Annotated in this window: 17 protein-coding genes; 6 read left to right on the top strand and 11 right to left on the bottom strand. The window is 45.0% G+C overall.

Annotated features, from left to right (window positions below; genetic code table 11):
- Window positions 1-395 precede the first annotated feature (395 nt).
- Window positions 396-1,856: an RCC1 domain-containing protein gene (locus VER99_RS03160; RefSeq protein ID WP_020333692.1), complete on the top strand. Its 1,461-nt coding sequence runs from the start codon at window positions 396-398 to the stop codon at window positions 1,854-1,856.
- Window positions 1,853-3,169 (top strand): di-heme oxidoredictase family protein, encoded by a 1,317-nt coding sequence (locus tag VER99_RS03155; RefSeq protein WP_236614648.1) that lies wholly within the window; start codon window positions 1,853-1,855, stop codon window positions 3,167-3,169. Before VER99_RS03160 ends, VER99_RS03155 begins: the two co-directional genes overlap by 4 nt.
- A gap of 238 nt (window positions 3,170-3,407) precedes the next feature.
- On the opposite strand, the gene purL is transcribed toward VER99_RS03155, so the two are convergent.
- Complete coding sequence (gene purL / locus VER99_RS03150) at window positions 3,408-7,301, bottom strand: phosphoribosylformylglycinamidine synthase (protein WP_020333690.1); 3,894 nt, start codon at window positions 7,299-7,301, stop codon at window positions 3,408-3,410.
- Between the two features lie 298 nt (window positions 7,302-7,599).
- On the opposite strand from purL, the gene mltF reads away from it, so the two are divergent.
- The gene (mltF, locus tag VER99_RS03145; RefSeq protein ID WP_020333689.1) at window positions 7,600-9,243 is read left to right on the top strand and encodes a membrane-bound lytic murein transglycosylase MltF; all 1,644 of its coding nucleotides are present in this window, start codon (window positions 7,600-7,602) and stop codon (window positions 9,241-9,243) included.
- 512 nt (window positions 9,244-9,755) lie between these two features.
- A complete protein-coding gene (locus tag VER99_RS03140) occupies window positions 9,756-9,890 on the top strand; it encodes a hypothetical protein (RefSeq protein ID WP_086027116.1) in 135 nt (44 codons plus the stop codon).
- Between the two features lie 52 nt (window positions 9,891-9,942).
- On the opposite strand, the gene tadA is transcribed toward VER99_RS03140, so the two are convergent.
- The 6 genes from tadA to VER99_RS03110 all read right to left on the bottom strand — a co-directional run bounded on the left by tadA (window position 9,943) and on the right by VER99_RS03110 (window position 15,319).
- A complete protein-coding gene (gene tadA / locus VER99_RS03135; protein WP_014230992.1) occupies window positions 9,943-10,476 on the bottom strand; it encodes a tRNA adenosine(34) deaminase TadA in 534 nt (177 codons plus the stop codon).
- Between the two features lie 165 nt (window positions 10,477-10,641).
- Window positions 10,642-12,201: an AbgT family transporter gene (locus VER99_RS03130; RefSeq protein ID WP_014230991.1), complete on the bottom strand. Its 1,560-nt coding sequence runs from the start codon at window positions 12,199-12,201 to the stop codon at window positions 10,642-10,644.
- A gap of 300 nt (window positions 12,202-12,501) precedes the next feature.
- Complete coding sequence (locus VER99_RS03125) at window positions 12,502-12,912, bottom strand: type IV pilus modification PilV family protein (RefSeq protein ID WP_020333687.1); 411 nt, start codon at window positions 12,910-12,912, stop codon at window positions 12,502-12,504.
- Window positions 12,902-14,215 (bottom strand): hypothetical protein, encoded by a 1,314-nt coding sequence (locus tag VER99_RS03120; protein ID WP_020333686.1) that lies wholly within the window; start codon window positions 14,213-14,215, stop codon window positions 12,902-12,904. Before VER99_RS03120 ends, VER99_RS03125 begins: the two co-directional genes overlap by 11 nt.
- Window positions 14,212-14,829 carry a PilW family protein gene (locus tag VER99_RS03115; protein ID WP_020333685.1) on the bottom strand — a complete coding sequence of 206 codons (618 nt, stop codon included), beginning with the start codon at window positions 14,827-14,829 and terminating at the stop codon, window positions 14,212-14,214. Before VER99_RS03115 ends, VER99_RS03120 begins: the two co-directional genes overlap by 4 nt.
- Complete coding sequence (locus VER99_RS03110) at window positions 14,810-15,319, bottom strand: GspH/FimT family pseudopilin (RefSeq protein WP_020333684.1); 510 nt, start codon at window positions 15,317-15,319, stop codon at window positions 14,810-14,812. The genes VER99_RS03115 and VER99_RS03110 overlap by 20 nt, the downstream gene beginning before the upstream one ends.
- 103 nt (window positions 15,320-15,422) lie before the next feature.
- Between VER99_RS03110 and VER99_RS03105 the strand changes: the two genes are divergently transcribed.
- Window positions 15,423-15,857 carry a type IV pilin protein gene (locus VER99_RS03105; protein WP_024372692.1) on the top strand — a complete coding sequence of 145 codons (435 nt, stop codon included), beginning with the start codon at window positions 15,423-15,425 and terminating at the stop codon, window positions 15,855-15,857.
- Window positions 15,858-15,923: 66 nt separating this feature from the next.
- Here the strand turns inward: VER99_RS03105 and dnaJ are convergent, their stop codons facing one another.
- The 4 genes from dnaJ to grpE form a co-directional block, all read right to left on the bottom strand.
- Window positions 15,924-17,072 carry a molecular chaperone DnaJ gene (dnaJ, locus tag VER99_RS03100; RefSeq protein WP_020333682.1) on the bottom strand — a complete coding sequence of 383 codons (1,149 nt, stop codon included), beginning with the start codon at window positions 17,070-17,072 and terminating at the stop codon, window positions 15,924-15,926.
- A gap of 217 nt (window positions 17,073-17,289) precedes the next feature.
- Window positions 17,290-19,200 carry a molecular chaperone DnaK gene (dnaK, locus tag VER99_RS03095; RefSeq protein ID WP_014230984.1) on the bottom strand — a complete coding sequence of 637 codons (1,911 nt, stop codon included), beginning with the start codon at window positions 19,198-19,200 and terminating at the stop codon, window positions 17,290-17,292.
- Window positions 19,201-19,534: 334 nt separating this feature from the next.
- The gene (locus VER99_RS03090; protein ID WP_020333679.1) at window positions 19,535-20,809 is read right to left on the bottom strand and encodes a dicarboxylate/amino acid:cation symporter; all 1,275 of its coding nucleotides are present in this window, start codon (window positions 20,807-20,809) and stop codon (window positions 19,535-19,537) included.
- Window positions 20,810-21,220: 411 nt separating this feature from the next.
- A complete protein-coding gene (gene grpE / locus VER99_RS03085) occupies window positions 21,221-21,817 on the bottom strand; it encodes a nucleotide exchange factor GrpE (RefSeq protein WP_020333678.1) in 597 nt (198 codons plus the stop codon).
- A gap of 145 nt (window positions 21,818-21,962) precedes the next feature.
- Here grpE and nadK point away from each other — a divergent pair, with 145 nt between their 5' ends.
- A complete protein-coding gene (nadK, locus tag VER99_RS03080) occupies window positions 21,963-22,847 on the top strand; it encodes an NAD(+) kinase (protein WP_014230981.1) in 885 nt (294 codons plus the stop codon).
- The last annotated feature ends 87 nt before the right edge of the window (window positions 22,848-22,934 follow it).

Below are 22,934 nucleotides of genomic sequence, written 5' to 3'. Positions count from 1 at the left end.
CATAAATCACCGTTGTTGGCTGCAAATTTTTTCCTTACTTTTTAACTTCAGCGATTCATGGGGAATAGCCATGATAACAACGCGACTCAAGCTCATTTGATTTTTTCAAAGAGATACGCCACTCCGCAATTCCGTATACGCCCCGCTTAGAACCCACAAGGTAATTTCACTTTAACCGCTTTAAGTTCTCAGTGTCCATACAGATGCAGTGATGTAATCAAGGGAATATATGCAGAAACGAGTAAGACTGACACGGTTAAATTTAACCCAACCGAGTTAAAGGCAGGTTAAAAATGTGAAGAGAAACACAATAAACCATCATCCATATGGATTAATTACTCTAAAAAACATATATAACCAACCGTAATAAAAACAATTCTCAGTTAGATTATCAAATGAAATTAACAAAGACACTTTTGGCAGTACTCGTTACTGCCCTTGCAGGTTGCGATTCTAATGACGAAGCGACCACTGCTAACTCTGGACCAGATACTCAACTAACCAAATCGTGGGATGCCCATAGTACCTATGCTTCGGAGACAACCGTTTCCGGGACCAGTAGCGACACTGACGGTGTGGAGTCAGTGACCGTTTCAATCAATGGTACTGTTCATTATGCTGACTTCGATGGCCAAAACTTTTCACTGAAGATCAACTTGGTACCGGGCTTAAATAACTACACCGTGACGGCAACGGATTCGCTAGGCAATCAAACATCATTGGAAGATCAAGTCTATTTCGGTCATCAAGTATCTGCTGGCGGCGCTCATAGTGGCGCTATCTTAGACGGAAAACTATGGACTTGGGGTCGTAATAACAAAGGACAAACTGGCCACGGGTATGTCAGTACTCTTGATGAAGAAAACCACCCAACTACTCCAACGGAACTGACCGTTATTAGCGAGGAACAAGCCGTCTCATTTGTATCATTGGCATTCAACCAAAATGCCTCTATTGCACTTGATAGCACAGGTCAGGTTTGGGCTTGGGGTGACGGCGACGGAGGCCAACTTGGTTTGGGTGAAGACGATGACATATTGAGCGAAGAAGATGTATTAAGTCCGCAAAAAATATCCTCTTTGGAGAATATTATTTCTGTCGCTCGTGGATATGACCACACTGTAGTTCTCGACGAACTAGGCCAAGTGTATACCTTTGGTGAAAACGACAAAGGACAATTAGGTAACAACTCGCTAGAGGACTCCGACTTCCCGGTAAAAGTTGAGATATCAGATATTATTCAAATTGAAGCTGGATCAGACAGTACTTACGCACTGGATATTAACGGCAACCTATACGGATGGGGGCAAAACAACAATGGTCAGCTTGGACAGGGACAAGACTATGTTGAAGATATCCTTATCCCTACTCTGATTAACTTACCTGAGAAAATCACCTCATTTTCAGCAGGTAAAGCACATGTCATCGCAATTGGAGAAAGTGGTCAGCTTTATGGTTGGGGTCTGAACGCAAGCAATCAATTAGGTAATGATGAGGACGAATCATGGCCAAGAGAGCTTTATGAAGCAACAGTATTACCTTGGGTTGAAGATGGCGTCATGGTTTGGGCAAACGGCAACCAAAGCTTTGTTGAAAGATCAGATGGCCAAATATACCCGTGGGGTAACAATGGTATGGGTACATTAGGACTAGAAACTGATGAGAGCCCTATCGCTCCGACGGTTGCAATTACAGACCTGTCTTCGGTATTAGACATCGGTGCTGGCGCATTACACACCGTGGCTCTAAGATTTGACAGCGTATTGTTCACTTGGGGCTGGAGCTTTGAAGGGTCATTAGGGATCCCTGATCCAATAAATGCTTGGGGCTACTCTCTGCCACAGAAAGTGAAATGATGAAAAAGTCTTTATTATTTCTGTGCAGTATTTGGCTTTTTGGTTGTGACGGTTCATCGTCACAATCAGAAGATCAGCCAGCATACGTTGAACTTGGGCCTGCAGGTGGCGTAGCCACTGTTAGCTATGATGCAAACAACGGCTTTTTGCAATTTATTCCTGAATTAGACCTCCAAGACTATCACGGGGCCTCTCAAGGCAGGGAGCTGTTTATCGCTACATGGCTTCCTGCTCCCGGAAGCCGTGAACTGCTCGATGGTTTCGGCCCTTTGGCAATAACGGATTCATGTACAGGTTGTCATGAAACATCAGCCAGAGCTGAATCACTGAAAAGTGATGGCAGTACGGGAGACGGCATTTTATTCCGCTTGGCAGATAAAAACGGTGCCGTCGACCCATTCCTTGGTGGACAGTTGCAAACTTTTTCTGCCGATGGGTCTCCAGAAGGCTCCGTGACTTGGACTAAAGGCAGCAGTGACGAAATTCTCTTTCATCTAAATGATGCAATGAATCCTCTAGCGGAAGGGGTGTCTTTAGGGCCTCGCCTCTCACCACAGCTGATTGGCATGGGGTTGCTGGATTTGGTTCCAGAATCAGTCATTCTTGACTATCAAGATATCGAAGACAGTAACTCTGATGGTATTTCAGGACGGGCACATCAGCTAGAAACATGTATCGGACGTTTCGGCTGGAAAGGCGTTCACTGTACTTTAGAAAGCCAAGTAGCAGGTGCTTTCCATCAGGATATGGGACTCACATCCAGCTACAACCCTGCAGAGCCTTGTACTGAACAACAAGAGGTTTGCGAATTGATGCCATCTGGCGGTTCGCCGGAAGTATCCGATGCTTCACTCGAAGCAATTAATGACTTCTTGACCATTCTTGCAGTGCCTGAACGACGCAACGGAAGCAGCATTGCTTTCCAGCAAGGTCGAAAGCTGTTTATGGATGTAGGCTGCAACGCTTGCCATCGAGAGTCACTGACGACAGGTGAAGTCACTCGTTTCCCTATTTTAAGCAATCAAACCTTCTACCCATATACAGATTTGTTATTGCACGATATGGGAGCTGACTTAAGCGATGGTGTGAAAGAAGGCAGTGCAGAACCAGCAGAATGGAAAACCCCACCCTTATGGGGACTTGGTCTTATCGAAGGTGATGGTCAGAGCCGATTTTTACATGATGGTCGCGCCGAAGATCTGCAAAGTGCCATTTTGTGGCATGGAGGAGAAGCGCAATCCGCTAAACAAGCGTTTGTAGAGCTTACTGAAGAAGACAAACAGTTACTCTTAGATTTCCTTCGCTCCATTTAGCTAACAGCCGCGTTTAAATGCCAGTAAGCAATTGCTTACTGGCATTTTTTATTGCGTAACAACTAGAAAATACGCTGTAAACCAGTCACTCATACACAGAAGCAGAAGTCATCACCATCAAAATTGCAACGAAACTATCGAGCATACTATTGGTGAATAGTTTTGTTGGTAAAAACAAAAAGCGCAGACCTTTCGATCTGCGCTTTACGGTTTGTTAGCTGTTTATATAAAAACAGAATTAACCGATGTTCTTACGTGCGTTTTGGAACATACGCATCCAAGCGCCGTTTTCACCCCAGCCTTCTGGAGACCAAGAGTTTGCAACCGTACGGAATACACGCTCTGGGTGAGGCATCATAATGGTTACACGGCCATCTGCTGTAGTCAGACCGGTAATCGCATTTGGCGAACCATTCGGGTTGTTCGGGTATTGTTGCGTTGGGTTACCGTTATTATCAACGTAACGTAGTGCCACAGTACCTGACGCTTCAATTGCGTTTAGGTGCTCACCGTCACGTACTTCTACACGACCTTCACCGTGAGAAACCGCGATAGGCATACGTGAGCCAGCCATGCCGTCGAAGAACACAGAATCAGACTTCTGTACTTCAACCAGGCTAAAGCGTGCTTCAAAACGCTCAGATTCGTTGCGAACAAAACGTGGCCACAAGTCTGCACCCGGGATAAGTTCTTTCAGGTTAGAAAGCATCTGACAACCGTTACAAACACCTAGAGAGAATGTCTCTTCACGATTGAAGAACGCTTGGAACTGCTCACGAGCTTGTGCGTTAAACAGGATAGACTTCGCCCAACCTTCACCCGCACCTAGTACGTCACCGTAAGAGAAACCGCCACACGCTACCAGACCTTGGTATTCATCAAGTACCGCTTGGCCTGTCAGAATATCGCTCATATGGATGTCGGTTGCTTCAAAGCCAGCACGGTCAAAGGCTGCTGCCATTTCAACGTGAGAGTTTACGCCTTGCTCACGAAGAATCGCCATCTTAGGTTTCGCGCCTTTCGCAATGTAAGGTGCTGCGATATCTTCATTCACATCAAAGCTTAGAGATACGTTCAGACCTGGGTCCGTGTTGTCTTTCTTCGCTTCAAATTCTTGGTCTGCACATGCTGGGTTATCACGTAGCGCCTGCATTTTGTGCGTTGTTTCTGCCCAGATAACACGTAGTTCAGTACGTGAACGCTCAAGTACAACTGCATCACCAGACGTGATAACAAAGTCGTCTGAAGCTTCAACAGAACCAATCACATGTGAACATGCTTCTAAGCCATTCGCTGCTAGCGTAGACAGAACTGAATCCAGCTCTTCGTTCTTAACCTGAACAACTGCACCTAGCTCTTCGTTAAATAGAACTGCCAGCGCATCTTTGCCCAGACCTTCGATGTTCGCTTTCACACCACAGTGACCAGCGAATGCCATCTCAGCAAGTGTTACAAATAGACCGCCGTCACCTTTATCGTGGTAAGCAACAAGCTTGTCATCACCAACCAGTGTTTGCATTGCATCGAAGAAGCGTTTTAGCTGCTCTGCGTTGTCTACGTCTGCAGGCTTGTCACCAAGTTGCTTGTAAACCTGTGCCAGTGCTGTTGCACCCAGACGGTTTTTGCCGTTACCCAGGTCAACAAGAACAAGTGAAGAATCACCTTTGTCAGTGCGTAGCTGAGGCGTTACTGTCTTACGTACGTCTTCAACACGGCCAAACGCAGTGATTACTAGCGATAGTGGCGAAGTAACTTCTTTGCTTTCACCATTTTCTTCCCACTTGGTCTTCATTGACATTGAGTCTTTACCAACAGGGATAGTCAAACCTAGCGCCGGACATAGCTCTTCGCCCACAGCTTTCACTGCTTCGTAAAGACCTGCGTCTTCACCTGGGTGACCCGCTGGAGACATCCAGTTCGCAGAGAGTTTAATGCGCTTGATATCACCGATGTCAGTCGCCGCGATGTTAGTTAGTGACTCACCAACAGCCAGACGAGCAGACGCGCCGAAGTCTAGTAGAGCAACCGGAGTACGCTCACCCATCGACATCGCTTCACCGTGGTATGTGTCGTAACTTGCCGCCGTAACTGCACAGTTCGCTACAGGAACCTGCCAAGGACCAACCATCTGGTCACGAGCGACCAAACCTGTTACTGAGCGGTCACCGATAGTAATCAGGAACGTTTTCTCAGCTACAGTTGGAAGACGAAGTACGCGATCTGCCGCTTCGTTGATTTCAATACCGTCACGTGCAATCGCTGGGCTATCTACTTTCAATGTCGTTGCTTCACGGTGCATCTTCGGTGTTTTACCAAGCAAGATATCCATTGGCATATCAATTGGCGTGTTGTCGAAGTGAGAGTCTTCTAGTGTCAGATGACGTTCTTCTGTTGCCACACCAACTACTGCGTAAGGTGCACGCTCACGCTTACAGATTGCATCGAATGCTTCCATATGTTCTGGCGCAACTGCAAGAACGTAACGTTCCTGAGATTCGTTACACCAGATTTCCAGCGGGCTCATGCTCAATTCATCATTTGGTACATCACGTAGCTGGAACTTACCGCCACGCTCGCCATCGTCACAAAGCTCAGGAAGTGCGTTAGAGATACCGCCCGCGCCCACATCGTGGATAAATGCGATTGGGTTCTCTTCACCTAGCTGCCAACAACGGTCGATAACTTCCTGACAACGACGTTCCATCTCTGGGTTTTCACGCTGTACTGAAGCAAAGTCCAGATCTTCTGCTGACTGACCAGACGCCATTGAAGACGCCGCACCGCCACCAAGACCGATGTTCATTGCCGGACCACCAAGTACGATTAGGCTCGCACCAACTGGGATCTCTTTCTTCTGAACGTGCTCGTCACGGATATTACCCATACCACCAGCAATCATGATTGGCTTGTGGTAACCACGAATTTCTTCACCCGCGTGGGAAGTCACTTTCTCTTCGTAGGTACGGAAGTAGCCTAGGAGGTTTGGACGACCAAATTCGTTGTTGAATGCCGCGCCACCCAGAGGGCCTTCAAGCATGATGTCTAGTGCGTTTACGATACGACCCGGCTTACCGAAGTCCGTTTCCCAAGGCTGTTCAAAACCAGGAATACGCAAGTTAGACGTTGTAAAACCAACCAGACCCGCTTTAGGCTTACCACCGATACCTGTCGCGCCTTCGTCACGGATTTCACCACCTGAACCGGTTGATGCGCCTGGCCATGGAGAGATAGCCGTTGGGTGGTTGTGCGTCTCTACCTTCATCAAGATGTGCGCATCTTCATGGTGGTAAGTGTATTGGCGTGATTTAGGATCTGGGAAGAAACGACCCACTTTAGAACCTGTCATTACCGCTGCGTTATCTTTGTAAGCAGACAGAACGTGGTCTGGCGTCGTTTCAAATGTGTTTTTGATCATCTTAAACAGAGACTTCTCTTGGTCTACGCCATCGATAGTCCAGTCTGCATTAAAGATCTTATGACGACAGTGCTCTGAGTTCGCTTGAGCAAACATCATCAGCTCGATGTCGTTTGGATTACGACCTAACTTAGTGAAGTTCTCCACTAAGTAATCAATTTCATCTTCTGCTAGCGCTAAGCCAAGTGAAACGTTTGCTTCTTCAAGCGCAAGACGACCACCAGCTAAGATATCAACGTGCGCCACTGGAGCTGGCTCTGCCACAGTAAATAGTGCAGAAGCGGCTTCAAGCTCGGTAAACACCGTTTCCATCATGCGGTCGTGGATTAGGGCTTTAACTGTGTCGATTTGAGCATCAGAAAGTGTCGCAGACGTTTCTACGTAGTACGCTGTACCACGCTCCAGACGCTTAACATTGTCCAGACCACAGTTGATAGCAATATCGGTAGATTTAGAAGACCAAGGCGAAATAGTGCCAGGACGAGGCGTAACAAGAAGTAGAAGACCTTCAGGCTCGTGCTCTTCGATCGTTGGACCGTAAGTCAGCAACTTTTCAAGCTTTTCTAACTCTTGGTCATCAAGGTCAGATTTTAGATCCGCAAAGTGCATAAACTCGGCGTAAATGCCGGTTACAGGCAGATCTTGTTCACGACAAAGTTCCAATAGTTTGTTAACACGGAACTCAGAAAGAGCTGGGGAGCCACGCAAAATTCTCATGTGCTTAGGTCTCTTATGCAATTGATTAAGGTGATATTGGAATAAATTCAGCCACTTAGGCGTAAAAACCCGAACTTATACCGATTCCACCTCTCCTTTGCGAGCGCATTATATAGCAATTGTTTTTGTGATGTAACACCAAAAGCAACCGTTTGCGTCAATTTTTTTATCAAATTTGAATTATAACCAAAATGTCGATAAAACACGCAATGTCGCACTCTATGTGTGCGATTCCCTTTGCCCCACCACTTCCCTTTGATATAAAGGTAGTTAGAAATTTCTCGAGAAGTACCAATTAATGCAAATTAGCCAGCTCAACCGACTTAAGCGCAGCGTCCTACTTTTCGCTTCTGTGCTACTACTTTCTGCCTGCCAAATTGAGTCGACCCCAAAAAGTGAATTCCAAAAAATCCAGGAACGTGGCGTTCTTCGAGTTGGCACACTGAATAACCAGCTCTCTTATTACATTGGTCCCGATGGCCCTGCCGGCCTGGATTATGAGCTTGCACGTCAGTTCGCAGAAGAACTCGGGGTGAAGCTAGAAATTAAACCCGCTTTTCGCCAAGCCGATCTTTTTCCGGCACTCAAGAAAGGCGACATTGATATTATTGCCACAGGTTTGAACCAGACTTCTCAAGCGGTAAAGCGTTTTCGACCTGGCCCTGCCTACTACTATGTCAGCCAGCAAGTCGTGTATAAAAAGGGGCAGCTGAGGCCTCGTAGTATTGAGCGATTGATAAAATATCAAGCGACTCAGGCTGACGAAGCCGATGCCGATAGCAACGCGGCAGCTAATACACTGCAAATCGTCGAGCAATCACAATATGTTCCGACACTAACGGCATTAAAAAAGCAGTATCCTGAGCTACAGTTCGAAATCGTTGGCAATGCAGATACCAGAGATTTGCTGAAACGCGTATCCACAGGCGAATTGCGCTTCACGGTGACGGACTCAGTTGAGCTTTCACTGGCCCAGCGCCTTTACCCAGATTTAGCTTTAGCATTTGAGTTAACGGAAGACCAACCGGTGTCTTGGTTTACCCGTCGTTCCGAAGATGAAAGCTTATACGCGATGCTGATAGAGTTTTTCGGCAACATCAAGCAGTCAGGTGAACTCGCTTCCTTAGAAGAAAAATACATTGGCCATATTGAAGCCTTTGATTATGTGGATACTCGGGCCTTCATTCGTGCACTGGATGACAAACTCCCTAAATGGTCTCCCCTATTCCAAAAGTACAGCGAAGAGTTTGATTGGCGCTTAATCGCAGCGTTGGCTTATCAAGAATCTCACTGGAAACCAAAAGCGAAGTCTCCAACTGGCGTGCGCGGAATGATGATGCTCACCTTACCTACAGCGAAAAGCGTCGGCGTGACCAACCGTCTCGATCCTGAGCAATCTATCCGTGGTGGTGTCGAGTACCTGCGCCGGATTGTCGCTCGCGTACCCGAAACGATTAGCGATCATGAAAAGATTTGGTTCGCGCTGGCGTCTTATAACATTGGTTATGGTCATATGCTGGACGCTCGGCGCCTGACAAAAGCTCAGGGCGGCGATCCAAATGCGTGGGCGGACGTAAAAGACAGGCTACCATTATTGCGTCAAAAGCGTTTCTACAGCCAAACGCGTTACGGCTATGCCCGAGGAGATGAGGCTCGTAATTACGTTGAAAATATTCGTCGTTACTATCAGTCAATTATCGGCCACGTCAGTCAGAAGCCAGCTACCGATGAAAGCACTGAAGATCTGCAAGTCATCCCACCGCTCAATCCCGACACCCTCACGTCAGGTGCAGTAGAAAGTATCGCTGAGACAGTATCGGGCGCAGTTGAGAGTGTATCGGAACCAACAACAGAGCAGATAGAGGATGAAAAGACCGAGGTTTCAGGCGCTTCTGGTACGACAGAAGAAAACGAAACAGCGTTAGAAGTCATTCCCGAATAAGGCTCAAACATCGAATTAAAAATGGCGAGTGAATAGCTCGTCATTTTTTGTTGAGTCTTTGAACAAACTTATCTAGAATCGATCTTTCCGAGTTCGGTCAGCATCATAAAGTAAGTGCAAACAAACTTAATGACCAATATTGTAACCCCTTAATATTTAAACGTTAGTTAGATATTTTGAGCGCAATATACTCGGCTGGCTACCCTCTCCCGATTAAACATGACGCTGATTATTAGAATGTCAGCTAATGGTTGTCCACTAATCTGAGGTCGGGATATGAACGTCTTTGCGATTGAAAATTTCATCGATGACGCTCGGCCCATTATCAGTGTTGCAATTTCCCATGCCTAACTGGACGCCGACTACACACCACGTTTTGTGTAAGTGGGGTTGATTACGTTGTGCATGAAAAAGTGAATTGTTGCACGTGATAACGATGAGTTTAGGTTAGTTAGACACAATCAGTGTCTACTTGAGGGTGTTCGTAGTCTTGTCTGCTAGAGGTTTAGAATATGAGAAGACGTAAGGTTCAGTCAAAGCGTTTGCATAATACAGTGGCGGCAATTCGTCGTAAGCGCAAACTGACGAGCATGAAAAAGAAAATCAGTGAACGCCATCGTGTTTTCATTCACTTAGTGAATCACTGATACAAGAAGCAAACATCTACCCGAACGTAGATGTTTGCTGAATCTCTCTTCCTTAATTCCCATTCTTTGTCTGATCACTCTGTAACGCTTTTTCAGCCTGCTTCTTTGCCTTAATCTCTTTACGGCGGCGTTTAAAAAAAGCTTGGAGCTGATCTCGGCACTCGGCTTCTAACAGCCCTTTTTCAACCATTGCATAATGGTATGCGGCCTGACTTTCGAACAGGTTTAACACTGTCCCTGCTGCCCCGGCTTTCAGGTCCGGCGCACCGAATACCACTCGCTTAACACGGCTGTGTAACAGCGCTCCAGCACACATCGGGCAAGGTTCTAATGTCACATAAAGCGTAGTATCCAATAAACGATAGTTCTCTAATACTTGTCCCGCTTTGCGCAGAGTCTGAATTTCTGCATGGGCAGTCGCGTCATGAGTACAAATAGAGCGGTTCCAGCCCTCTGCAATAACCTCTCCATCTTTTACTAAGACGGCCCCAACAGGCACCTCTCCTTCCGCTTCAGCCAGCTCAGCCAATTCGATGGCTCTACGCATAAATTGTTCGTCTTGGGGAGTAAATTGAAGGTCTGACAAAGGGACTCCAGATTAGTGAATGTGCGACGGGCCAATATTACCACTAACTTTCGACACGCTACAGTCACGTTAGAGATTACATGTTCCTCTTTCCCCATCAAAAAAGAAAGAATAAAAAAAGCGCAGACCTTGCGATCTGCGCTTTCAAATTTAAGCTGTTGCGACTTACATGGTGTAAGTGTACGGCGCTTGAATACCTAGAGGAATACCAATCATCCAGTAAACAATCAGGAAGATTGACCAGCCGATCAGCATAGCGATCGAGAATGGCATCATTAGTGATGCAAGCGTACCAATACCGGTCGACTTCACGTAACGCTGACAGTACACCACCACTAGTGGGAAGAATACCATCAGAGGTGAAATGATGTTCGATACAGAGTCACCAACACGGTATGCAGCCTGAGACAACTCAGGAGAGATGCCAACCGCCATTAGCATAGGAACCAGAATTGGACCAATTAGAGCCCATTTCGCAGACGCAGAACCAATAAGCAGGTTTACCGAAGCCGTTAGCAGAATCATACCAATGATCGTAGCTTCACCCGGAAGGTTCATTGCTTTCAGACCTTCAGCACCGTATAGCGCCAGCATCGTACCAATGTTTGACTGAGCAAATGCTGATAGGAACTGAGCACAGAAGAAAGACATAACGATGTAAGCACCCATCGTCGACATGGTGTCTGCCATCGCCTTAATGATGTCGTTGCTGGATTTGAATGTACCAGAAACTTTACCGTATACGTAACCAGGGATGATAAACAGAATGAAGATCAGTGGAACGATCGACTTCATGATTGGTGCTGAGAATGCTGTAATCTCGCCTTCAGGTGAGCGTAATGCTGAAGTTTCAGGAATTAACGCCACAACAAGAAGAGCAATACCAGCCAGCATCGACCAACCCGCGTAGCGGAATGCTTTTGATTCAATTTCAGAGAATGAACCTAGGTCAGGAGCGGCTTCTGCATCTTCATCTACTGGGGTTTTCGCTAAACGTGGCTCAATAATTTTCTCAGTAACGTACCAACCGATAGCCACAATGATTACTGATGAGATACCAGTAAAGAAGATGTTTGCTAGAGGGTTAACAACGTATTCAGGATCGAGAACTTGTGCTGCTGTTTGCGTGAAACCAGCCAACAGTGGGTCGATACCAGAAGGAATAAAGTTTGCAGAGAAACCACCAGATACACCCGCGAACGCTGCCGCAATACCCGCTAGAGGATGACGGCCTGCTGCATGGAAAATAATACCACCCAGAGGGATAACCAGAACGTAGCCAGCATCTGCTGCAGTATGCGATACAATAGCAACCAGAATAAGCATTGGAGTAAGAAGCTTCGCAGGTGTAAAGCTCAGCATCTTCTTAAGGCCCGTGGTGATAAAGCCTGAAGAGTCAGCAACACCCACGCCTAACATAGCGACCAATACGATACCTAGTGGTGCAAAGCCAGTGAATGTCGTCACCATATTTGCAAGGAAGCTAGCCAACGCTTCCCCTGTCAACAAGTTAGTGATGATTAAAGTTTCACCAGTTCTAGGGTTTACAAGGTCGAAAGAGACATTCGATAAAAGTGCAGATGCCGCCCAGGTAATGACTAGTGCCCAAAAAAACAAAATCGCAGGATCAGGAATTTTGTTACCTGCACGCTCAATAAAGTTTAGAAAGCGATCCATCCCACTCGGCTTAGAAGATGGCGCCTTATTAATTGCTTGGTTACTCATGGTAACTCCATAATGAATGATGTTGGTGCTATGGCCTTTTGGAATAATTTATTGCGGCCTGTTTTCAGCCAAGTATTCTAGTTAAAACCAAGATAAAAAGTACAAGATGCTAGTATTTTTTCATATTTGGAGACACATTTTGCAAAAATGGCAACCGGATGAAACATAATAAAAACAGCAGCACATCATTCACGTTAACAGTTCTAAAACCCTCCATTAACTGATGGAAATAAACCTGAAAAGGACGTAGGAAAAAAGCGACGATACTTTTTAAAGCGATGATGACGCACTGGAGAAGCGTTATTTATCAAATTCACTATAACGAGAGATCATCGTTTTCAACTGAACAGACTGGGTCTGCCCCATCCTGTCTTCCCAGCTTGAAGTAACAGTAATCGTTTTAAGCGACCCAGAGATTGTTGCGGAAGGCACCTGCCATTGAAGACTGTAAGCGCCTGAAATTGAAGAGCCCGTTGCGATAGAATCGAAATCGGCGATAGGTATTACAGAAACGGCAGAAGATGCACCTCGGGTGCGAAACCATTCGAGTTTGTTTTCGGCCAGACGAAGAGCCTCGATACTTTGAATCGCATAGTCCGATTCGCGCTCTAAGTACACATTTAGCTTTGTTAAACCTAATGCCCCTACTCCGAGAAGCAAAAAAGCAATCAAGACTTCGAGTAAACTAAATCCTTGCTGTTTAGAGATCATTCCAGGAGCCTTTTTTCCAATATACTTTTTTGATCTTTTTCAATGGTTCATCAATCACATCACGATTGTACTGAAAATCTAATGCGGCGTTGAAAAGAGCGAAAGTGCCAGGAGCATCCATTACAAAACCTCCTAGAGGGTTAAAAGAGCCATGTTGGAAGTAGCCGACTCTTTCCTTTTTCATTGGTACGGTAGCAGCAAGTGAAGAAATCACCCCTTTTAAATCTTTATGGTTCTCAAGTTTATCCCAACCAGCAAAGTCCGGAACAACCCCCTTCGGATCAGCATACAGGGGGGAAATAAAGTGATAGAGCATGCCAGTAAAGTCCTGAGTTCCTCTCGTAGATAAAATCCCGTCTTGAACGACTAAAATAATGCCACTACCACTTAAGTGTTTATCAATAGCAGATTTGATGCTGGAAAAGCCCGCCGTATCTATTTCACATCCACCGTAGACCCAAACCAGATCTTTGCCGGCTTTAATGTTGTCTACGATATTTTCCGCACACTTGTCGTTGAAACTAGGCTTAGGTAAATCTTTCTCAGAGTCCAATTTGGCAGGGTTTAATGAGAGTGGCACATAACCAAACAGCGAGTTGTCAGACATCACATCAAACCATTCGCTTCGTGGCACATCAAATACATCCTTAAAAGGATCCATGCTTGAAGATTTTCGATAGTCATCTTCAGAGTTAGCAACGCTCTTTGCCCAACTGTAATGAGTTGTAGCACATTCTTGCAATTGTCCAGGATTGCTATCTGGAAATTTTGCATAAGGCTTTTTAGACATTTGATAGGGATGACGTGTGCTCACGCTTGTAGCATAGAAATAATTGGAGTAGAGAACCGACGTGCATTTCCATAAATTATTTCCGAGACTTTTTCCGGGATCAGCAGAACTCGTATAGGAACCATTAATAACAAGATCAGAAGTAGATTTTATAGCCCCAGCCCCGCCAACAGCTGGAAACTTGATGATTTTCCGAAGCCTTGCGTTTTCTAATTCAGAAGTAACGACACTAAATTCTCCAGCAGAAAAAGTTAATCCATTGAGTTCCATTGCAGTTTTACAATCATCTACCGTGGCGGGTATCTTTTTCTCTAGTTTAGCTTTAGAAAATGCACATTCCAGCCCACCCTCAGCTTTCCAATGTGCCTGTCGAGCTCTTAACTCATTCTGAGCAACTTTGATTTGAAAAAAGATACCTTTTGATGAAGCAAGAACCACAATCAAAGCAAGCAGCAAAAGAATGGAAGTCACCAGCAGTGCGACATAGCCTGATTGATTAGACTTAAATTTCATTGCCAGTTCCTTTGCTTAATTGAGACTGTTTCCACTTTGCTAAAAGAGCCATCAACCGTTTGTAAACCTAATTGGATGTCGGTTAATGCACTTGTCGTTTTTCCATTCGTAACGGTTCCTGAACTCACTGAAAATTGAGTGACGTGCAAAATATCTTCATCAAATAAAGATCGACAAAAATCTATACCATCAAAAGTTAATATTTGAGCTTGTGAAACCACACCTTTTTCGCATATTAAAAGTCGAGTATCGCGCTTCTCATACTTAATATTTCGATAGTCTTTGTTATCCGGAGAGCCTTGTTTGAAATAAACAAAACCAACAGAAGAAGCGCCGCTCAACGTTATTGTATTTATAGAGCCAGATACCTTGAGCGAATTACCGTTTCCGCCATCGTAACCAGCTCGTTGAATATCTTCTTTCATCATTGAAAAAGTAAGGTTAATCCCCTGTAGGAGATGCAACTCCAAACTTTTATCTCTTGCTGTTTTTTGCAAGCTAAGAAAGACCGAGCCAATCACACCTAATAGAATTAAACCAATTAAAGAACTGATCATTAACTCGATTAAAGAGCTGCCTCTTTGATAGCGCAGCCTAACATTTAGAGTAGTCATATAATTTTGCTCCCGACATACTGCAAACTTTAATACGACCAGGAGGGTTAGAAAGTTTGATTTTCAGTTTGGAGTTCTGATTGTTAGTCGAAAAGAACTCTATATTCCCAGAGTTCGGCCTTCCTCTTACTTCTTCAAAGCTAATATATTTCGCGTTATAGTTATGATTTATCGATAGCTCTGAATAAGGTGAACCGGATAAATGTAAAATGCTCGTTCCGCCAGCAACGGAGGAATCCGTCAAGTTAAATGACCAATTGCCTTCATTGATGGTGTTGTCTTTATCCATCGAAAAATGTACATACAACTTTTTATTTCTCATGACCGCTTCTGACCTACTTTGATTCAGAAAACCAAATAGTTCTGTTGCAAGGCCTTGCATCTGTACTGTTTGCGAAACACGACTAAACCTTGGCGCAGCAGCAGCCAGCAAAATACTCAACACCGATACCGTAATAATTAGCTCCAATAACGTAAACCCGCGAGGCATTTCCCAAATTCCTATGCAAACATCTAGTCAACTGTAATTCATCTTGCACAGATGCTATCACCTGCGAAAAATAGCCGTAAAAGTGAAAAGGGAACTACTCGTAATGATTCGAATATATTGTTGTAACAGAGACAAAATAAGATTAAGTGGGATGACATTGATCGAATTACTGATAGCGGTCGTGATTGTCGGGATCATTTCTGCTATCGCTTATCCCTCGTACACAAATCATGTCATTAAGTCGCACCGAACGGTGGCACTGAGCGATATCAGCCGTATCCAACTGGCTTTGGAAACCTCTTATGATGGAGGGTATGACTGGAGCTCTATTATTTCGGGAGGCAATTGCTCGATCTGTGATTCTGCAAATGATCGCTTTACTTTTTCTATCGTGAGTTCCGCAACCACGTCTTATACCATCACGGCAACAGCGAAATCCGATCTTGGCCAAGATGAGGACAGTTGCTTCCCCTCAGGAATCAATGCACTCAAACTTACTGCAACCAATGTTGAGTCACCAAGTACATGCTGGAACTGAGCTTCGTCTAAAAACAAAAAGGCCTGCATCTCTGCAAGCCTTTGTGATTTTGAATTGTGGGTCGCTTTAGCTCGTTAGGTCATCGAAGAACTTTTTAACGCCATTGAAGAAACCTTCTGACTTAGGCTTGTGTTTTGTCGCCGCTTCGCCACCACAAGATTCTTCAAACTCTTTTAGCAACTCTTTCTGACGTGAACTTAGGTTCACCGGAGTTTCTACAACCAACTTAACGATGAGATCACCGATACCGCCGCCACGAACACCTTTCACACCTTTACCGCGCATACGGAACATACGGCCAGTTTGCGTTTCTGATGGTACTTTCAGGCTAACTCGGCCATCCAATGTTGGTACTTCTACTTCACCACCTAGTGCTGCCATGGCAAAACTTACTGGTACTTCACAGTATAGATTGTTGCCATCGCGCTCAAAAATATGGTGGTCTTTTACGTGTACCTGAACATATAGGTCACCTGCTGGTGCGCCCATTTCTCCCGCTTCACCTTCGCCAGACAGACGAATGCGATCACCCGTATCCACACCGGCAGGGATCTTAACGTTAAGTGTTTTAGTTTTCTGTTTGCGGCCCTGACCATGACACTCATTACAAGGGTCTTTGATGATCTTACCTTTACCATGACAGGTTGGACAGGTTTGCTGAACCGCGAAGAAACCTTGACGCATTTGTACTTGGCCGTGGCCATGACAAGTACCACAGGTTTCAGCTGACGTGCCTTTTTTCGCACCGCTACCATCACAAGTATCACAGTGTACCAGTGTTGGAACTTCGATTTCTTTTGTTACACCGCGAACGGCTTCTTCTAGAGTCAGTTCCATGTTGTAACGAAGGTCAGCACCACGTTGTGCACGATGACCGCCACCACCACCACGGCGACCGCCACCAAAGATATCACCGAAAACATCGCCAAAGATGTCGCCGAAATCAGCACCGCCGCCACCAAAGCCGCCGCCACCGAAACCGCCGCCTTGTTCAAAAGCAGCATGACCGTACTGGTCGTAAGCCGCTTTCTTCTGAGGATCAGTGAGAATTTCGTACGCTTCTTTTACTTCTTTAAACTTATCCGCAGCAGAATCATCACCCTGGTTACGGTCTGGGTGGAATTTCATTGCAAGACGCTTATACGCCTTTTTGATATCACGTTCTGATGCATCACGGCTTACGCCTAATACTTCGTAAAAATCACGTTTTGACATGTTCTTCGTCACCAATGTAGTACTGCAAACGGCCGCTGCCGCTTGGTGTTAATATCGTTTTAGATAAAAGCTTTCTCTGAAAAGCGCTTAGCTAGAAAGACTGGGCTATTTACAAACATGCGGGCGTTAGAGTCACCTCAAACGCCCGCAAAGATTCCAATAAGTGTTTCCAACAGGGTAATTTTCTACCAAAGTATCAAATTACCCTAATGTTGAATTACTTCTTATCGTCTTTAACTTCTTCGAACTCTGCATCTACAACATCGTCATCTGCAGACTTTTGAGCGCCAGCTTCAGCACCTTGTTGTGCTTGAGCTTGTTGCTGAGCGATTTCCATCAGTTTTTGAGCAGCAGTCATTAGCGCTTGAACTTTAGCGTCGATAGCTTCTTTATCTTCGCCTTTACGCGCTTCTTCTAGCTCAGAAATTGCAGCTTCAATCTTCTCTTTCTCTTCAGCTGGAAGTGCTTCACCCGCTTCTTCCACTTGCTTACGAGTACCGTGAATCATTTGGTCTGCTTGGTTACGTGCAGTTGCTAGCTCTTCGAACTTTTTGTCCGCTTCTTTGTTAGCTTCTGCTTCTTGTACCATTTTCTCGATGTCTTCGTCGCTTAGACCGCCAGAAGCCTGGATAGTGATCTTCTGCTCTTTACCAGTCTGCTTGTCTTTCGCTGATACGTGTAGGATACCGTCCGCATCAAGGTCGAAAGTTACTTCGATTTGTGGCATGCCACGTGGTGCAGGCTGGATGCCTTCTAGGTTGAATTGACCTAGAGACTTGTTGTACATCGCTTGCTTACGCTCACCTTGTAGAACGTGGATAGTTACCGCGCTCTGGTTGTCTTCTGCTGTAGAGAAAACTTGGTTCGCTTTAGTTGGGATAGTTGTGTTCTTCTCAACTAGCTTAGTCATTACGCCACCCATTGTCTCGATACCTAGAGACAGTGGAGTTACGTCTAGAAGCAGTACGTCTTTAACGTCACCTGCAAGTACACCACCTTGAACTGCAGCACCCATCGCTACTGCTTCATCAGGGTTCACGTCACGGCGAGCTTCTTTACCAAAGAACTCAGCCACTTTCGCTTGAACCATAGGCATACGAGTCTGACCACCAACTAGGATTACATCAGTGATTTCGCTTACTGATAGGTCAGCGTCAGCTAGAGCTACTTTTAGAGGCTCAAGAGAACGTTGTACTAGGTCTTCAACTAGAGATTCTAGTTTCGCACGAGTTACTTTGATGTTCATGTGCTTAGGACCAGTCGCATCTGCAGTAACGTAAGGTAGGTTTACGTCAGTTTGAGTAGTAGAAGAAAGCTCGATTTTCGCTTTTTCTGCTGCTTCTTTAACACGCTGCATTGCTAGTGGATCGTTCTTAAGGTTGATACCTTGCTCTTTGTTGAACTCGTCAACTAAGTAGTTGATCAGACGGTTATCAAAGTCTTCACCACCTAGGTGAGTGTCACCGTTAGTTGCTAGAACTTCGAAAGTTTTCTCGCCTTCAACTTCATCGATTTCGATGATTGAGATATCGAATGTACCACCACCAAGGTCATATACAGCGATAGTGCGGTCACCGCCTTTCTTGTCTAGACCGTAAGCTAGCGCTGCTGCAGTTGGTTCGTTGATGATACGTTTAACTTCTAGACCTGCGATACGGCCAGCATCTTTTGTTGCTTGACGCTGAGCATCGTTGAAGTAAGCAGGTACTGTGATAACTGCGCCAGTTACTTCCTCACCTAGGAAGTCTTCAGCAGTTTTCTTCATTTTCTTAAGAACTTCAGCAGAAACCTGAGGAGCAGCCATTTTTTGGCCTTTCGCTTCTACCCAAGCGTCACCGTTGTCAGCCTTAACGATTTTGTAAGGCATGATTTCGATGTCACGCTGAACTTCTTCGTCTTCAAAACGACGACCGATTAGACGCTTAATTGCAAATAGCGTGTTTTCAGGGTTAGTTACTGCTTGACGTTTTGCTGGCTGACCTACTAGTGTCTCACCATCAGTGTAAGCAATAACCGATGCAGTAGTACGTTCACCCTCTGCGTTTTCAATTACACGAGGTTTGTCGCCGTCTAATACAGCAACACATGAGTTAGTAGTACCTAAGTCAATACCAATGATTTTACCCATCTGGCTATCTCCGAATAAATTCTATTTTCGTTTGGTTATAACCCCAATGTGGGGGGAGGAGAATCGGGTTTCAACCCTTGCTCACAAACAAAAATAATCAATGTTTGCTTCTCTATGCCACATAGATAAGGGCGGTAAAATGCTTTTCAAGGGCAGAATTGAAAAAAAGCGTTTTTTTTCTGATTTAATCGCTTTCTTTCTGATTAGTTAGGATTAGGTCACATCACTGTCGTTCAATAAAGCAACACTAACCAAGAGAAAATGGGCACTCATGGCCCAGAAAACAAGAAAGCGAGCCGTAATAGCTCGCTTTCTTGTTTATTGAGTAACGCTACTATGCATTTGCCTGTACTGGCTCAGCATCAACGCTCTCCTCTTTACCAATCTCACCTTCTGTTTTTGCAACAATAGTGTTGACTGCAGTATCACCCACCACGTTTGATGAGGTACAGAACATGTCATTAATACGGTCAACCGCAGCAATAATTGCCAGGCCTTCTGGTGGCAAACCGAGTTGGTGAAGCAGAACCCCAACCATCACAACACCACCGCCAGGAACGCCACCCGCACCAATCGATAATAGAAGAATCGTCAAGCCTAAGGTGAAAATGTCCGAAGTATTAATTGGCTGGCCAAAAGCGTTCGCGACAAACAATGTAGCCAGAGCAATATAGATAGACACACCTGACATGTTCATTGTCGCGCCTAGTGGCACACCAAAACCAGCAACTGATTTAGACACCTGTAGCTTGTCTGTCAGAGTACGCATCGTTACAGGAATGGTCGCGTTTGAGCTTGCCGTAGATAGAGAAAATAAAATCTGCTCGCGAGTCGCACGAAGAAATGTCTTCGGAGACGTGCCTGTAGCAATACCTACCGCCATTGGATAGAAAACGAAAATCCAGAACACAAGCATAGTCACAACCAAAGCAACATAACCTGCAACGGACATTAGCGTGTTTGCATCCAGCGTCGCACCTAATTGAATCATCAGCGCGAATACACCGTAAGGCGCAAGGCTCATCACCAACCCAACAAGCTTCATCATGATCTCATTAGCCATCTTAAAGGTGCGGATAGCAGGACCACCACGAGAATCCAAAGCTTGAATCGCCAAACCGGTCAGAATTGCCATAAAAATGATTTGTAGCATGTCGCCATTAGCAAATGCCTGAACTGGATTGCTAGGAACAATGTTAACTACGAGAGAAAAGATATCTGGCGTTTCAGTTGTGGTCAGTTTAACGGTTTCAGCAACGGTACCGGCTAAATTAGCACCTGCACCAGGTTGGAAAATAAGGCCGACTGTCAGAGCAGCTGTAATCGCAATAATTGTGTTAACGATATAAAGCGCAAAGGTTTTACCACCAAGGCGACCAAACGCGCTGATATCTTTAAGATCAACAATGCCACATACGATTGAGACATAAACCAAAGGAACAACCAACAATTTAATCAGCGAGACGAACATGCCGCCCACACCTTCTGCCGTTCCAAGTAAGTAAGTGTCAAAAATCGCAACACCGTTAAATAAGTATTGGATTGCAGTTCCCAAAATGAGGCCGGCAAACAAGCCGACAAAAATCTTACTAGAAAGCGATTTATCCATCGTAAATCTCCGATATGTTGTGTTTGCTATTAACGCTTTTGTAGTTATATATGCTTACTTTTAAAGCATTCGTCGCAAATCATACACAGAGAAGTTACAAAATAAAGAGAAAGTTTACAAATTTGTTAACGCTGAATATCAGCAAAAATCACTAGATACTTCCCCAACATCCAGCACAAGCTTTCACAAAGTAAGTAATTACAGGAAGTTATGAAGCTTGAGTTCGAAACACAGAATAAAAACTGAACAAATTTTCACTATAAGAGAAATAATCCCTAATAAGAAAATATTTGAAGAAGATCAACTTTCAATTTCTAGGGGAAAAATAAAACAGTGCAACTGATGGAATAAAAAATGCCCATCATCAATGTGATGGGCATTTTCAAATTGTTTTCAGCGGTAGTAAAAAGCTTACTTAGCAACCATAACCATTGCTGGACGAACAACACGGCCGTTTAGTTCGTAACCTTTTTGCATAACGAACATAACCGTGTTTGATTCGTGATCTGGGCTCTCTTGGATAGACATAGCCTGATGGAATTCAGGGTTGAATGCCTCACCTTCTGGATTAATTTCCTTCAGGCCAAATTTAGAAACCACATCAACGAAGGTTTTGTGAGTCAGTTCCACACCTTCAAGGATCGGCTTAATGACCTCATTTTCTGTGTCTGCCGCCTGAATTGCGCGCTCTAAGTTGTCAATAACAGGAAGCAGTTCCTCTGCGAACTTGTTCAGAGCGTATTTACGCGCTTTATCGATCTCTTGCTCAGTACGACGACGCATGTTCTCGACATCAGCTTTTGCACGCAGAACCGCGTCTTGCTGATCTTTCACTTTTGTCTCGCTAGACAGTAGTGCTGCTTCTAGTTGAGCAATTTTAGCGTCTTTCTCGTCACCAACTTCTTCCAGCTCCGCTTCAGCTTCCTGAGCTGCTGCTTCCACTTTCTCAGCCTCTTCGATGATTTGATCAAGCTCTTCTTCTGTAACTTTGTTTTCTTCGTTGCTCATGATATCTCCAGAATTCAACGTAATGCCCTTCAAGCCATGCGTTTTTTGCGGGCTTTAAACACATAAAAATTCGCATATTTAGGTAACTTGCCATTATTATGGGGATGAAGATTCCTGATTCAAGCCTCTTTAATGCGGAAATGCTATGAAAAATCCATGTAACGTGATCGCGATTATCGGTAAACCTAGAGATCAACAAGCTATTCAGACTCATAGTGAGCTGTACCAATGGCTGACATCAGAAGGTTACCAAGTATTTATTGACGATCGTCTTACTGCAATTTTAGACGAGATCCCGCCAAAGCAGTTTGCGAGCTTAGTTGAGCTAGGACAAAACGCAGATCTGGCGATTGTGGTCGGTGGTGACGGTAATATGCTCGGAGCCGCACGAATTTTATCTCGTTTTGACGTTCCCGTAATTGGAGTCAACAGAGGTAACTTAGGCTTTCTGACGGATTTAAACCCAGACGATTTCCAAGCCGCTCTTAAAGCTGTACTGGACGGTGAGTATATTGAAGAAGAGCGCTTTCTACTTGAAGCTGAAGTGCATCGACATGGCCAAATTAAAAGTCACAACGCCGCTTTAAACGAAGCTGTACTCCACCCTGGCCAAATCGCACATATGATTGAATTTGAAGTTTATATCGATGAAAGCTTTGCTTTTTCATTGCGTGCAGATGGTTTGATCGTATCGACTCCGACAGGTTCTACCGCCTACTCGCTTTCTGGTGGAGGTCCAATTCTTTCACCAAGCTTGAACGCGATCTCTTTGGTACCGATGTTCCCGCACACACTTTCCAGCCGACCTTTGGTCGTCGATGGTAACCGCCGTATCAAATTGCTGGTATCTCCAGAAAACCGTGGCACGCAAGAAGTCAGTTGTGATGGTCAGGTATCTTTGCCTGTTTCTCCGGGCGACGAGATCCACATTTACCAGAGCCCTAATGTGCTAAAACTTGTTCATCCAAAAGACTACAGTTACTACCACGTTCTGAGAAACAAACTAGGCTGGTCGAGCAAGCTCTTTTAACCTCTGTTATTCTATTTACAAACGCAGGTATCCACATGCCTGCTTTTTAATCTCTGTAGTTAGAAAGCATTAAAACCTCCCAATTAC

The sequence above is a fragment of the Vibrio natriegens NBRC 15636 = ATCC 14048 = DSM 759 genome, assembly GCF_035621455.1.
GTDB classification, from domain to species: domain Bacteria; phylum Pseudomonadota; class Gammaproteobacteria; order Enterobacterales; family Vibrionaceae; genus Vibrio; species Vibrio natriegens.
Note: the sequence above shows the minus strand (reverse complement) of the source record. Positions and strands in the feature narration are given on the sequence as shown.